Origin of the sequence: Achromobacter sp. GD03932, from assembly GCF_029839485.1 — a bacterium.
Taxonomy (GTDB): domain Bacteria; phylum Pseudomonadota; class Gammaproteobacteria; order Burkholderiales; family Burkholderiaceae_B; genus Achromobacter; species Achromobacter bronchisepticus_A.
On the sequence record NZ_JAOCAT010000029.1, the window covers coordinates 20,061 to 33,576 of the forward strand.

13 protein-coding genes are annotated in these 13,516 nt (G+C 69.7%); 1 reads left to right on the forward strand and 12 read right to left on the reverse strand.

The features are described from left to right. Positions 1–16: 16 nt before the first annotated feature. Positions 17–907 (reverse strand): nitrilase family protein, encoded by an 891-nt coding sequence (locus N5C88_RS23950; RefSeq protein ID WP_059374365.1) that lies wholly within the window; start codon positions 905–907, stop codon positions 17–19. Positions 908–1,196: 289 nt separating this feature from the next. Here N5C88_RS23950 and N5C88_RS23955 point away from each other — a divergent pair, with 289 nt between their 5' ends. Next, a complete protein-coding gene (locus N5C88_RS23955) occupies positions 1,197–1,817 on the forward strand; it encodes a chorismate lyase (protein ID WP_118933561.1) in 621 nt (206 codons plus the stop codon). Between the two features lie 10 nt (positions 1,818–1,827). Here the strand turns inward: N5C88_RS23955 and N5C88_RS23960 are convergent, their stop codons facing one another. From N5C88_RS23960 to N5C88_RS24010, 11 genes are read right to left on the reverse strand one after another with little or no spacing between them, the layout of a single operon-like run. Beyond that, on the reverse strand, positions 1,828–2,691 hold the full coding sequence (locus N5C88_RS23960) for an isocitrate lyase/PEP mutase family protein (protein WP_280016369.1): 864 nt from the start codon (positions 2,689–2,691) through the stop codon (positions 1,828–1,830). Positions 2,692–2,704: 13 nt separating this feature from the next. Further along, positions 2,705–4,102, reverse strand: coding sequence for an FAD-dependent oxidoreductase (locus N5C88_RS23965; RefSeq protein WP_280016370.1), 1,398 nt, complete (start codon positions 4,100–4,102; stop codon positions 2,705–2,707). Further along, a complete protein-coding gene (locus N5C88_RS23970) occupies positions 4,099–4,707 on the reverse strand; it encodes an isochorismatase family cysteine hydrolase (RefSeq protein ID WP_059374360.1) in 609 nt (202 codons plus the stop codon). The genes N5C88_RS23965 and N5C88_RS23970 overlap by 4 nt, the downstream gene beginning before the upstream one ends. An 11-nt stretch (positions 4,708–4,718) precedes the next feature. After that, positions 4,719–6,767 (reverse strand): hydantoinase/oxoprolinase family protein, encoded by a 2,049-nt coding sequence (locus N5C88_RS23975; RefSeq protein ID WP_280016371.1) that lies wholly within the window; start codon positions 6,765–6,767, stop codon positions 4,719–4,721. After that, complete coding sequence (locus N5C88_RS23980; RefSeq protein ID WP_280016372.1) at positions 6,764–8,434, reverse strand: hydantoinase B/oxoprolinase family protein; 1,671 nt, start codon at positions 8,432–8,434, stop codon at positions 6,764–6,766. The genes N5C88_RS23975 and N5C88_RS23980 overlap by 4 nt, the downstream gene beginning before the upstream one ends. A gap of 10 nt (positions 8,435–8,444) precedes the next feature. Beyond that, positions 8,445–8,945 (reverse strand): 3-isopropylmalate dehydratase, encoded by a 501-nt coding sequence (locus N5C88_RS23985; RefSeq protein WP_059374354.1) that lies wholly within the window; start codon positions 8,943–8,945, stop codon positions 8,445–8,447. Then, positions 8,942–10,210, reverse strand: a complete 1,269-nt coding sequence (locus N5C88_RS23990; RefSeq protein WP_280016373.1) for a 3-isopropylmalate dehydratase large subunit — start codon at positions 10,208–10,210, stop codon at positions 8,942–8,944. Before N5C88_RS23990 ends, N5C88_RS23985 begins: the two co-directional genes overlap by 4 nt. Positions 10,211–10,212: 2 nt before the next feature. Beyond that, positions 10,213–10,923, reverse strand: a complete 711-nt coding sequence (locus N5C88_RS23995) for an ABC transporter ATP-binding protein (RefSeq protein ID WP_280016374.1) — start codon at positions 10,921–10,923, stop codon at positions 10,213–10,215. Beyond that, a complete protein-coding gene (locus N5C88_RS24000) occupies positions 10,920–11,675 on the reverse strand; it encodes an ABC transporter ATP-binding protein (protein WP_059374346.1) in 756 nt (251 codons plus the stop codon). The genes N5C88_RS23995 and N5C88_RS24000 overlap by 4 nt, the downstream gene beginning before the upstream one ends. Further along, positions 11,668–12,639 carry a branched-chain amino acid ABC transporter permease gene (locus N5C88_RS24005; protein ID WP_118933553.1) on the reverse strand — a complete coding sequence of 324 codons (972 nt, stop codon included), beginning with the start codon at positions 12,637–12,639 and terminating at the stop codon, positions 11,668–11,670. The genes N5C88_RS24000 and N5C88_RS24005 overlap by 8 nt, the downstream gene beginning before the upstream one ends. Positions 12,640–12,641: 2 nt before the next feature. Continuing rightward, on the reverse strand, positions 12,642–13,514 hold the full coding sequence (locus N5C88_RS24010) for a branched-chain amino acid ABC transporter permease (RefSeq protein WP_059374344.1): 873 nt from the start codon (positions 13,512–13,514) through the stop codon (positions 12,642–12,644). Positions 13,515–13,516 lie beyond the last annotated feature (2 nt).

Here is a 13,516-nt window from a genome sequence, read left to right on the forward strand (position 1 = left end):
GGCCGTGGACCGTCGTTCAGCGTTGCCGCAGGCCTGCGGCGGCGCCCAACTGCTCGTCATAGATGTCGCGGCGCCTGTCGCGCAGCACATGGTTGAAATCATTCAACTGGCGCGCGCGGCGCGAGGCCTTCAGGTCTATGGGCGCCAGCAGCACCTCCTCCTGGTCGATGCTGGCGGGTCCTGCCGCCGTCCAACCCTGGGACCCCACGATCAGGCTGCGGCCCACGAAGGGCTGGCCGCGCTCGGTGCCGACCCGGTCGGCGCACACCACCGTCAAGCCGTTGCTGTGGGCGCCGCTCATGGTCAACGCATGGGCCATGACCGGCCCGTCGCGGGTCTGCCCCGGCATCGGCACCCAATTGGTCGGCACCGCCACGATGTCCGCGCCGCGCACCGCCAGCAGCCGGTAGACTTCGGGAAACCAGCCGTCGTAGCAGATGGCCACGCCGATGCGGCCCAGCTCGGTGTCGAATACCGGCAACCCCAGGTCGCCCGCCTCGAAGTACAGGTTCTCGTCGCCCCAGAGGTGCAGCTTGCGATAGGTCCCCAGATAGCCATCCGGGCCCGCGACCAGCGCGGAGTTGTAGAGGCGCCCGCCGGCACGTTCCGCAATGCCCGCCACCAGGTAGATGCCCAGGCGCTGCGCCAACGCGATCCAGGCCTGCGAGCTGGGGCCTTCCGGCACGGCTTCGGCCAGGGCGTAGGCCTCATCGCGGCTATCGAACATGTATCCCGTGTTGGCCAGTTCAGGCAGCACCACCAGCCGCGCGCCCTGGGCCGCGGCCTGCTCCACCAGTTCGATGGAACGCGCGATGTTGGCGGCGGTTTCGCCGATCGCGGGCTCCATTTGCACGCTGGCCACCCAGGTCACGGCGGCGGGAGAACGTTGCGGTTCCGACGCTTGCATGCGAGCTCCATATTCAGAAATTGAAAACGAAAAAGCCCCCGACCACGCATTGCGTGCAAGTCGGGGGCTTCTATAGCCGAGACTGTATGTTCAGGCAGCAATCATTGCTGCGGGGTACTGCGAGCCGTTCAGGTCAATGTTGACCGTGTGCGAATGATAGGGAGACGCGGGTTCCTGGGACAATAAGTGCTTTCCCGGACGGCAGGACGGTCCGCCAAAACGCGCGTTCCGGCGCTGCGTCATTGCGACGCATTGGGTCGTCCCAGCCGGCTTGGCATAATACGCAGCCATGAGCAAACCCGCAGCACACCACCCTCCCCTTGCCGCAGGCTGGCTGGCCAGCGCGCCTCCCATCCTGCCTCCTGCCCCGCGCCACTGGCTGTTCCGCCCCGGCGCGCTGACCGCCGGCTTGCGCCAGGTTGGCCAGGTGCGCCTGCGCGTGCTGGCCGAGTACGCGGATGGCGCGCCGCTGGATGAAGCCCGGGCGATGGGCATCGCGCCCGGCGCGCCGGTATGGATCCGCGAGGTGCTGATGTCGGTGGACGGCGTGGACAGCGTGCCCGCCCGCAGCCTGACGCCGCTGCGCGCGTCCCACGGCGCCTGGCAAGGCATGCGCCGCCTCCTGACCCGGCCATTGGCGGACATGCTTTACCACGACAGCACGGTGGTGCGTTCGCCGTTTGCCTGCCGCCGGCTGGCCTCGCCGGTGCCGTTTCATGCCACCGCGCTGGGGGTATTGCCGACCGGGCAGCGCGACCGCGATGGCGGGCGCATCTGGGCGCGCCGCTCGGTGTTCTGGCGCCAGGGCCAGCCGCTGCTGGTGGCCGAGTGCTTCCTGCCGGCGTTCTGGGAGCTGGTTTCTGATCAACCCGTGCCGCCGCTGGTGCCGCATCAGCGCACGCCGCGCTGACACCCCGGCCTCAGCCTTCGTAGCGGCGCCCGCGCTCCAGCAGTTCGGGCGTGCCGATCACGGCGTTCAGACCGTCGAAGTCCAGCATGCCCTCGCGCCACGGCGCGGTCGTGCCATGCTGGCGCAGGCTGGCGTAGTAGCCCTGCAGCGTGTGCGCCACCGCGCGCGCCGTGCCGCCAGGAAAGATGACGATGCGGAATCCCAGCGCGGTCAGCGCATCGGCGCTTTGCACCGGCGTCTTGCCGCCTTCGACCATATTGGCCAGCAGCGGCACGCGATGCGCAAAACGGCTGCACGCCGCCTGCATCTGCTCCGGCGTGCGCAACGCCTCGATGAACAGCGCGTCGGCGCCCGCTTCCAGATACGAGTCCGCGCGGTCCAGGGCGGCTTCCAGCCCTTCCATGGCCAGCGCGTCGGTACGCGCCAGGATCAAGGTGGACGCCTGCGCGCGCGCATCCACCGCGGCCCGCAGCTTGCCGCACATTTCGGCGGCCGGGATCACGGCCTTGCCGTCCAGGTGGCCGCAGCGCTTGGGGAAGGTCTGGTCTTCCAGCTGGATCATGGCGGCGCCGGCGCGTTCCAGTCCGCGTACGGTGCGCTGCGTATTCAAGGCATTGCCGAAGCCCGTGTCGGCGTCCACGATGACGGGCGTGGCCACCCGCTCGGTGATGCGGGCCAGCGTGTCCTCGACCTCGCTGTACGTGGTGAGGCCGATATCCGAGCGGCCCAGCCGCGTGTAGGCAATGGACGCGCCCGACAGGTATAGCGCGCCGAAACCCGCCTGTTCGGCGATCAGCGCGGACAAGGCGTCGTAGACGCCGGGAGCCAGCACGGCGCCGCCGGCCAGCTGTGCTTGCAGATTCTGTTTGTGCATGGTTTGGAAAGTCCTAGGAAAGCTCGCGGCCCAACAGGGATGCGGCCGTCGCCGCGGCGATATGGCCGCCCGCCACCGCGCTGAGCAGGCCGTTGCCGGACAGGTAGCCGGACACGTCGTTGCCCGACACGCCGCGCGCCGCGCCGCCTGCCGCCAGCAGGTTGGGCAAGGGGTTGCCCATCCGGTCCAGCACGCGGCAATGCGCGTCGATGTCCAGGCCGCCCTGCGTATGGAACAGCGCGCCCGTCACTTTGATCGCGTGGTACGGCGCTTGCAGCGCGCGCTCGAAGCGCCGGCCGAGGGCGTCGGCGGCGCCGGGCGACACCCCCGCCAGCGTCGTGCGCAGCGTGGCTTCGTCGCAGCCGATCAGGGCCGCCAGCGCCCCGACATCGGCGCAAGTCTTCAGCGCCTGGCCCATCTCTGCCTGGACGAAGTCCGGAAAGCCGCGCGCCAGCGCCAGCGTGCGGTCGTCGAATACGTTCCAGGCCACGCGGCCGGGTTGCGCCAGCACATGAACCGCGGCCTCGGAATAGCCGTGGGTCTCGTCATGAAAGCGCCGCCCCGCGCCATTGATCTGCACGCCGCCGTCCATCATCACGGCCCAGGAGATCAGTGCGCCCTGCGGCGTGGCCCAGGAGCCGTGCCCCTGGTAGCCGCCCAGGTCGGCCAGGCGCGCGCCCAGTTGCACTCCCCATTCGATCGCGCTGCCGTCGTTGCCGACATGGCCGCCGTAGACAGCCCCTCGCATGGCCGGCAGATGTGCGCCCACCATCGCGGCATTGCCGCCAAAGCCGTTGCAGGCCAGGATCAGCACGTCGCAGCCGATCACGTCGATGGAGCCGTCCGGACGTTCGCAGCCCACCGCGGTGACGCGGCCGCCCTCGTCCGTCCAGATCTGCCGTGCCAGGGCGCGGGTCAGCAGATAGGCGCCGGCTCCGGTGGCGGCGCGCTCCAACGCGGCGACCAGGGCCGCGCCCGTGCGCTCGGGCAAGGTGTGCATGCGGCGGGCGCTGTGGCCCGGATACAGGAAGCCGTCCAGCACCTGGAAATCCAGGCCGTGGCGGGCAAGATTGTCCACTGCGGCAGCTGCCGCCCCCGTGTAGGCATCGACCAGCTGCGGCGCGGCCGTGCCGCCCGCCTTGGCCTGGATGTCCGCGGCAAAGCGCTGCGCGTCGTCCTCGATGCCAGCGGCCCGCTGTACCGCCGATCCCGCCGCCGGAATGAAGCCGGACGACAAGGCGGTGGAGCCGCTGGGCGCGGCATCGCGCTCGATCAGCACGGTCTCGATGCCGGCATCGGCCAGGCGCAGCGCGGCGGTCAGGCCGCAAGCGCCGGCGCCGATGATGGCCACCGGCACATGCATCGCGTCCGTGCCGGGAGCCAAGCCCCGCAGGACTTGCGGCGCGCTCACGAAGCCAGCCTGCCCAGGAAGTCCTGGCAGGACAGCACGTCGGCCACGGTGCGCAAATCCGCCAGCGCGGCATCGTGCATGGCCGGCGTGGGCGCGGCGCAGCCGTCGGCCAGCACCGCTACGTGATAGTCCCGCATGTGGGCATCGCGCGCCGTGCTGGCCACGCCGCCATTGGTGACGATGCCGGCGATCACCACGTTGGAGATGCCCGCGCGCCGCAGCACCCAGTCCAGCTGGGTATTGAAGAAGGCGGAGTACGCCACCTTCCAGACCGACACGTCCACCAGCCCATCCAGCTCGGCCACGTTGGCCTGCCCCTTGGAGCCGGCGACGAAATCGCCCTTGCGCAGGAATGGGCGCAACTGCCGCAGATGCGGCGAAATCATGGGTTCGCCGTGGGCGTCCGGCCATAGCGTGAACTGGCTAGCCGCCACGAAGCCGCCTCGCGCCTTGAGCGCGCGGGCCACGGGCGCGACCCGGGCGGGCAAGGCCCGCGCCTGCGGGCTGACGGCGCCGCCGCGGTCATAGGCGCCGCCGGGCGCGAGGAAATCGTTCTGCAGATCGATGACGACCAGCGCGGTGCTGCGGGGATCGAAGGCTGACATGGGCTCTGCTCCTAGGAAACCTGGCGGGCGATCAGCAGATTGCCCAGGGAATCGACCTGGCCGGCAAAGCCGGGCTCGATCCAGATCGTGGTGTCCGGCTGCTCCAGGATGGCGGGCCCCGCCACCTCCGCGCCCACCGGCAGATCCAGCCGCGCGTAGCGCATGGCGTCATGCCATTGCCCGCCGTGGAAGACGGGTTGCGTGCCCAGCGCGTCTGGCATCGCGGTGCTGGTCGGCGCCAGCAGCGCCAGATCGAACTTGGGCCGCTGGCCGATGCGCGCATAGCGCAGGTTCAGGATGCGCACCGCGATGCCGTCCAGGCTGCGGCCGAAGGCGGCGCGGTAGGCACGCTCGAAGGCTGCGCCGATGCCGGCGCGGTTCAGTTCATCACGCCCGACTTCCACCCGCACCGTATGGCTCTGCCCGACATACAGCATGTCCAGCTCGATGCTCTCGCGTATGCCCTGAAAGCCCACGCCCGCGGAATCCAGCCGCTCCTGGCAGGCCAGCGCCAGGCCGTCTATGCGGGCCAGCAGGTCGTCGGCGTCCAGCGCGGCCAGCGCCACGTTCAAGGTCTGCACGCCGTCGTGCCGCATGTCGGCCATGACGCAGCCCAAGGCCGAGGTCACGCCGGGATAGCGCGGCACGATGCCGCGGGCCGCGTCCACTTCGTTCATCATGGCGCAGACGTGCAGCGCGCCGCCGCCGCCAAACGGCATGTAGGCGAACTTGCGCGGGTCATGGCCGCGCTCGATGGACACGACGCGGATCGCGCCCGCCATCTTGGCATTGGCCACGGTCAGGATGGCCTCGGCCGCGGCATGCACGTCCAGGCCGAGCGGCTTGGCTACATGCTCTTCGATGGCGGCGCGCGCCAGCGCCACGTCCATGGTGGCAAGCAGCCCGCCGCCCAGCGGGCGTTCGGCCGCGATGCGGCCCAGCAGCACGTTGGCGTCGGTCACGGTGGGACGGGTATTGCCCCGGCCATAGCAGGCCGGCCCCGGCACGCTGCCGGCGGATTCGGGACCCACCTGCAACAGGCCGCCCGCGTCCACGCTGGCGATAGAGCCGCCGCCCGCGCCGATGGTCTCGATCTGGATCATGGGCGCGCGCACCACCATGCCGAAGTCGATGGCGGTCTGCGCCGACAGCGAGGCCTCGCTGTCGGCCACCAGCGACACGTCGAAGGAAGTGCCGCCCATGTCGCCGCTGACCACGTTGGGAAAGCCCGCGGCGCGCGCGATGGCGGCGCAGGCGATGACACCCGCGGCCGGGCCGGACAGCGCGGTGCGCACCGGCACGTCGCAGGCCGTCTGGCGCGACATCACGCCGCCGTTGCTCTGCACCACCAGCAGTTCGCCGCCGAAGCCGTTGTCCTTCAGGTCCGCTTCCAGCCGGGTCAGATAGCCGCCGACCACCGGCTGCAGCGCGGCATTGAGCACGGCGGTGGAGCAGCGCTCGAATTCGCGGATCTCGGGCAGCACCTCGGTGGCGGCGGTGACGTTGCCGTTGGGCCAGAGCGCGCGCACGCAGGCCGCGGCCTGCGCCTCGTTGGCCGGATTGGCATAGGCGTTGACGAAAAAGAGGCAGACCGCCTCGCAGCCCTGCTCCAGCAATTGGCGGGCCGCGGCCTCGACCTGGGCCAGGTTCACTGGCGTATGCAAGGTGCCGTCGGCCAGCACGCGCTCTTCGACTTCCAGACGCAGGTCGCGCGGGACCACCGGCTCATAGTTGCCGCGCAGGCCCCAGGTCTGGGGCCGGTCGCGCCGGCGCATTTCCAGCACGTCGCGAAAGCCGGCCGTGGTGATGATGCCGGTGCGCGCCACCTTGCGCTCCAGCAGCGCGTTGGTGCCTACCGTCGTGCCGTGCACGATGGTGGCGATGGCGTCCGCGCCGTCGGCCACTCGGGCGATGCCGTTCATGAAGCCGCGCGCTTCCTCGCCGCGAGTGGAAGGCACCTTCACCACGCGGGCGCTGCCGCCCGCCTCGTCCAGCACGAATATATCGGTGAACGTACCGCCCACGTCCACGCCTACGACCAAACCTTGTGCCGCGCTCATGCCGACTGCTCCTTCAGATTTCCGCTCACGTAACCCATCTTGCGGTCATGCTCGCGCGCCGCCTGCGTGCGCGCGGCAGGCTCGCCATAACCGCCTCCTCCGGGTGTTTCCAGGCGCACCCGGTCGCCGCGCTTGAGCTGGATGCCCAGCATCTTTGAACGCATGGGCGGCGTCTGCCAGCCGCCGTCCTGCTGATAGCGGAAGACGTTCAGCGCCGCTTCCCTGCCGCCGGCGATACCCTTGGGCGCGCTCTTGCCGCGTTCGCCGAAGATGAAGGCCTCGGCGCTGTCTTCCAGCAGTTCGATTTCATAGATGGCGCCCAGCCCGCCGCGGTGCTGGCCGTCGCCCGCCGAATCGGGCCGCAGCGCCCATTGCGTGAAACGCACGGGATAGGCCGCTTCCAGGATTTCCAGCGGCGGAATGGTGGCCGTGGAGATGGGCGCGTTGCCATGGCTGAGCCCGTCGCCGTCCGAGTGGCCGCCATGGCCGCCGCCAAAGAAGCTGAACATCACCCAGCGCTGGCCGCGCCGGGCGGGGTCGCTACGGTAGCCGGCGATCGACAAGGCATTGATGGTGCCGTAGGCCTGCGCCAGCGCGCGCGCCGGCTCGGCCTGGGCCATGGCGCAGAAGATCACGTCGATCATGCGCAGAATGGTTTCCGTGTAGCCTCCGACCGGTCGCGGGCGGTCCGCCGAGATCACCAGGCCGTCCGGAAGCACCACGTCCACCGCGTCCAGCACGCCGGCATTGGCCGGCACGTCCGGGAACAGGTGCTTCAGGGCCACATAGCAGGCCGCGATCGCCGTGGCGCGAGAGATATTCACCGGCCCGGCGCAGGCAGGCGAAGTGCCGGTGAAATCCAGCGTCAGGCGGTCGCCCTGGACGATGAGCTTGAGCGTGATGCGCAGCGGCTGGTCGCGCACGCCGTCGTTGTCCAGCATGTCCTCGAAGGCGTATTCGCCGTCGGGCAGGCGCGAGATGTGGTCGCGCATCAGGCGGCGCGCCCGCTCCCGCAAGGTGTCCAGCGACTCCAGCACGGTGGCGTCGCCGTATTCGTCGAGCAGGCCGTCCAGCCGGCCCGCGCCCAGTTCGAGCGCCGCCAGCTGCCCGTTCAGGTCGCCCCACAGGCTGTCCGGCAGGCGCGTGTTGGCCTTCAGGATGGCCAGCACGTCCAGGTCCAGCACGCCCGCGCGCACGATGCGCACCGGCGGAATCTGCACGGCTTCCTGCCAGCATTCGGTGGCGGCGGGGTTGTAGTTGCCCGGCACCGCGCCGCCGACGTCATGCCAATGGGCCGCCGAGGCCAGGAAGCAGAACAGCTTGCCGTCGCGGAACACCGGACGCACCAGCTTGAAGTCATTGGCGTGGGTGCCGCCTTCGTAGGGATCGTTGAACAGCCAGACGTCGCCGTCGACCATGCCGCCGCGCTCGGCGGCCGCCTTGGCCGCGGCCTTGACGGCAAAGGCCATCGCGCCCACGAATACCGGCAGGCCGGACTTGCCCTGCACCAGCGTGGCGCCGGTGGCGGCATCGTACATGCCGTGGCAGGCGTCATGGGCCTCGGCGATGATGGGATTGAACGCGCTGCGGTACAGCGTGGCGTCCATCTCGTCGGCGATCTGTTCCAGGCGGCCTTTCAGGACCGCGAGTGTGACGGGATCAAGCATGATGTGGTTCCTAATGAGTCTTGCGCTGTTTCAGCAAATTCAGCAGTCCGCCGGCCTGCACCATTTCCAGCAGGAAGGCGGGCACGGTGTCGCAATGCAGTTCCGCGGGTTGCCCCGCGGCGCGGCGGATGCGGCCGGCGGCGGGGTCCAGGGCGATGCGCTCGCCCTCTTGCAGGGTTTCGGCCTGTGGGCAGGTCAACAGCAGCAGGCCCACGTTGAAGGCGTTGCGGAAATACAGGCCGTTGAAGGATGGCGCGACCACCGCGGCGATGCCCAGGCGCACCAGCGCCGCGGCCGCCTGCTCGCGCGAGGAGCCGATGCCGAAGTTGGGGCCGGCCACCAGCACGTCGCCCGGCCGCGCGCCGGCGGCGAACTCGGGCCGCACGCGCTGCAGACAATGGCGCGCGATCTCGTCGATGCCGAACTTCATATAGGCGCCCGGCGCCAACGCGTCGGTGTCGATATCTGCGCCCACGCGCCAGACGCGGTGCGTCACGGACTGCTCGGTCATGCCATGAACTCCCGGGGATCGGCGATGCGGCCGGCTACCGCCGATGCCGCCACCGTATAGGGCGAGGCCAGATAGACCTGGGCCGTCTCCGAGCCCATGCGCCCCTTGAAATTGCGCGCCGTGGTGGCGATGACGCTGGCGCCGTCCGGGATGGACCCGCCATAGCCCGCACAGGCGCCGCAGGAGGTGGCCAGCACATCGGCGCCGGCCTCGCGCAGCGTCCGCATCACCCCTTCCGCCTCGGCCTGGCGCTGGTCCTGCTGGCTGGCCGGCGCCACCATCAGGCGCATGCCGGCGGCCAGCCGGCGGCCGCGCAGCACGCTGGCCGCGGCGCGCAGGTCCTCCAGCTTGGCGCCGGTGCAGGCGCCGATGTAGGCCACCTGCAGCGGCACGTCGCCATACTGATCCACGTCGCGCGCATTGGCCGGGCTGTGCGGCGCGGCAACCTGCGGCGCCAGCGCCGCGGCGTCGAATTCGTGCCACTCGGCCTGCGCGCCTTCGTCGCTGCGCCAGCGCGCCAGATCGATCTCGTCCGTGACGCCTGCCTCGCGCAGGTAGGCAACCGTGGTGGCATCCGGCGCAATCAGGCCGACCTGCGAGCCCAGCTCCGCGCTCATGTTGGACAAGGTCATGCGTTCCTGCATCGACAAGGCGCGCACCGCCTCGCCGCAGAATTCCACCGCCTGGTAGCGGCCGCCGTTCATGCCATAGCGGCCTATCATGTGCAGCATCATGTCCTTGGCGGTCACGCCAGCCGACAGCCGGCCGTTCCAGCGCATCATCAGGGTCTGCGGCACCTTTACCCAGATCTGTCCGGTCACGGCCACGCCCAGCATCTCGGTGCTGCCGATGCCGAACATGTAGGCGCCGAACGCGCCGCCCGTGGGCGAATGCGAGTCCCCGCCCACGCAGAACATGCCGGGACGGATATGCCCGTGCTGCGGCACCACCACGTGGCAGATGCCGAGCGAGTCATAGACGTTGGGCAGTTGCTGTTCGGCCGCCCACTCGCGCGCGATGCGCACGATGCGGCGCGATTCGTCGTCGGATTCGGGCACGTAGTGGTCGATGACCAGCACGATCCTGGACGGATCCCACAGCGTGGCGCCCAGTTCCTGCAGCATGGGCTGCAGGCGGCGCGGGCCGCTGGAATCATGGAACATGGCCAGGTCGACCGCGCAGGTGACGATTTCGCCCTCGGCGACGCAAGCGCGGCCACAGGCCGCCGCGATCAGCTTCTGCGCCAGTGTTTGAGGCTCGGCCATGGCTACATCCCGAGATAGGCCCGGCGCACGTCGTCGCTGGCCATCAATTCCGGGCAGGCGCCGCTATAGCGCACCGCCCCGTTTTCCAGCACGTAGGCGCGCTGTCCCGTTTCCAGCGACTGGCCCACGTTCTGCTCCACCAGCAGGATCGCCAGCCCCTCGCCATGCAGGCGCGCGATCAAGCCGAACAGCTCTTCGACCATCAGCGGCGACAGGCCCAGCGACGGCTCGTCCAGGATCAGGAGGCGCGGCTCGGCCATCAGGCCGCGGCCGATGGCCAGCATCTGCTGTTCACCGCCGGACATGGTGCCGGCCAGTTGGGCCAGGCGCTCGCGCAGGCGCGGGAAGATGTGCAGCACTTTCTCCAGGTTGGCGGCGCGGCGCTCGCGGGCCCGGGTGAACGAACCCAATTCAAGGTTCTCGCGCACGCTCAGGTTGGGGAACACGCGGCGGCCTTCGGGCACCTGGATCAGTCCGGCCTTGACCACGTCGCGGTAATGGCGGCCGGTCAGGTCCCGGCCTTCGAAGCGCACCGTGCCGCCCCAAGGCCGGCACAGCCCGCAGACCGTGTTGTTCAGCGTGGACTTGCCGGCACCGTTGCTGCCCAACAGCACCACTATCTCGCCCTGGTCCACCCGCAGGTCGACGCCGCGCAGCACTTCCATGCGGCCGTAGCCGGCGCGCAATCCCTGGACTTCCAGCAGCGCGCTCATGCCGGCGCTCCCTGCGCGGCCAGCCTGGCCGCCGCGCCCTGGCCCAGATAGGCCTCGACCACCGCCGGATCGCGCGTGACCTCGCCCGGCGTGCCCGAGGCGATCAGGCGGCCCTGCGCCAGCACCCAGACGTGCTCGGCCAGGCTCATCACCGCGCGCATCACGTGTTCGATCATCAACACGGTCACGCCGTCGTCGGCCAGCTTCTTCACCACCGGTATCATCTCGTCGATCTCGCTGGGGTTGAGCCCCGCCAATACTTCGTCCAGCAGCAGCAGGCGCGGCCGCGTGGCCAGCGCGCGCGCCAGCTCCAGTCGCTTGCGTCCGGCCACGGTCAGGTCCGCCGCCGGCCGGTCCAGCAAGGCTTGCAGGTTCACTCGGGCGGCCACCTCTTCGGCCGCTTCCAGCGCCTCGCGGCGGTTGCCCAGGCGCAAGTGCGCTCCCACGGCGATGTTCTGGCGCACCGTCTGCGCGCCGAAGGGCTGCACGATCTGGAAGGTGCGGGTCAGCCCGAGCCGCGCCGACTCATGCGGCGGGCGGCCGGTGATGTCCGCGCCGGCGAAATGCACCGAACCGGAACCGGGCTTGAGGAATCCGGACAAAAGGCCGAACAGCGTGGTCTTGCCCGCGCCGTTGGGGCCGACCAGGGCCGTCAGCGAGCCCTGGCGTACGTCCAGGCTCACGTCCTGGACTGCCTTCAGGCCGCCGAAAGTGATGGAAAGATTGCGCGCTTGCAGCAGGATCTCAGACACGGGCGCGCTCCTTGGCACTGAACAGCCGGCTCAAAGCCTGACCGCTGCCGGTGATGCCGCGGGGGAGGAACATCACGATCACGATGAGCACCACGCCGTAGATGACCATGCTGATGCCCGGCAGCTCGCCGAACAGGTTGCGCGTGAGGTCGCTCAGCGCATGCAGCGTGACCGCCCCCAGCAGCGGTCCCCACAGAGTGCCCAGGCCGCCGACAATGGCGCCGACCAGCGCCTCCACCGACACGGCCGAGCCGAAGGCGATGCCCGGATCGATGTACTGGAACACCTGCACGTAGAAGGCCCCAGCCGCGCTCATGAAGGCGGCCGACAGCGCGATGCCGCCGAGCTTGACCCGCAGCGGATTCACGCCGATGGCGCGCGCCGCGTCCTCGTTGTCGCGCACCGCCTGCAGATAGGCGCCGAAGCGCGAATGCCGCAGCCATGCCGTAACCACCAGCGCCAGCAGCACGAAGCCCAACAGCAGGTAGATGTAGCCGCGGCGCGAACCGAACTGCATGTTCGCCACGCCCTCCTGCAACGGCACCATCAGGCCCACGCCGCCCCCGGTGAACGACACCGACAGCGCCAGGATGCGGAACACCTCGGCGAACGCCAGCGTCACCAACGCGAAATAGGAGCCCTTCAGGCCATAGCGGAACGTCAGCCCGCCCACCGCCAGCCCGACCAGCGCGCCCAGCGCGATGGCCATGGGCAGCGCCAGCCAGGGGTTGATGCCCAGGTTGAGCTGGCCCAGCGCCTGGGCATAAGCGCCCACGCCGAAGAACAGCGCATGGCCGAACGACAGCTGGCCGCCGTAGCCGCCCAGGATGTTCCAGGCCTGCGACAGCAGCGCCGCGTACAGCGACATCATCACGAAGGTCAGGGCGACGCCCGACTCCGTCAGCGCGGCGGCGGCCGCCAGCGCCGCGCCGAACAGCGCGATAGTCAAAAGATCCTTGCCCATGCTCAGCCCCTCGCCCCGAACAGCCCCTGCGGGCGAAACAGCAGCACCGCGATGAAGATCGCGAATATGCCCATCTGGCCCAGCGAGTCGCCCAGGAACAGGCCCCCGATGGACTCCACCACGCCAATCAGCAGGCCGCCGACCAGCGCGCCCACGAAGCTGCCCATGCCGCCCAGCACCACGATGGTGAAGGCCACCAGCACGAAGCCGCCGCCGACCTGCGGATTCACGTAGTACGCCGGCAGCAGGAAGCAGGCCGCCGCGCCCAGGCAGGCCATGCCGATGCCGAACGACAGCGCGTAGACCTTTTCCACGTCTATGCCCATGAGCTTGGCGCCCTGCTTTTCCTTGGCCACCGCGCGGATCGCCCGGCCCAGGTCGGTGCTGCGGATGATCCAGAACAGCACCGCCGCCACCGCCAGCGCGCCGCAGAAGGCGATGATCTTGGGCAAGGCGATCATGGCCGGCCCGATCTCCACCGTGGACAGCGTGTAGGCCGTGTCGATGGTGCGCGTGTCCGACTTGAACCACACCAGCGCCAGGTTCTCCAGCACGATGGCCAGGCCCAGCGTCACCAGCAGGATGTTCTCGTCCTTGCCGTGGCTGGCGCGGTTGATCACGTAGCGCTGCAGGGCATAGCCCAGCGCGAACATGCCCGCCACCACCAGCGGCAGGGCGGCGTAGGGGTCGATGCCGAGGCGGTCCTTCAGCAGATACACGGCGTACAGCGCCACCATCAACGCCGCCCCATGGGCGAAGTTGATGATGTGCAGCACGCCGTAGATCAAGGTCAGGCCCAGGGCGATCAGCGCGTACACCGCGCCCGTGGTCAGGCCGTTGAGCACCGAGGAAAAGAGGATGGCGGGATCGAGCACGC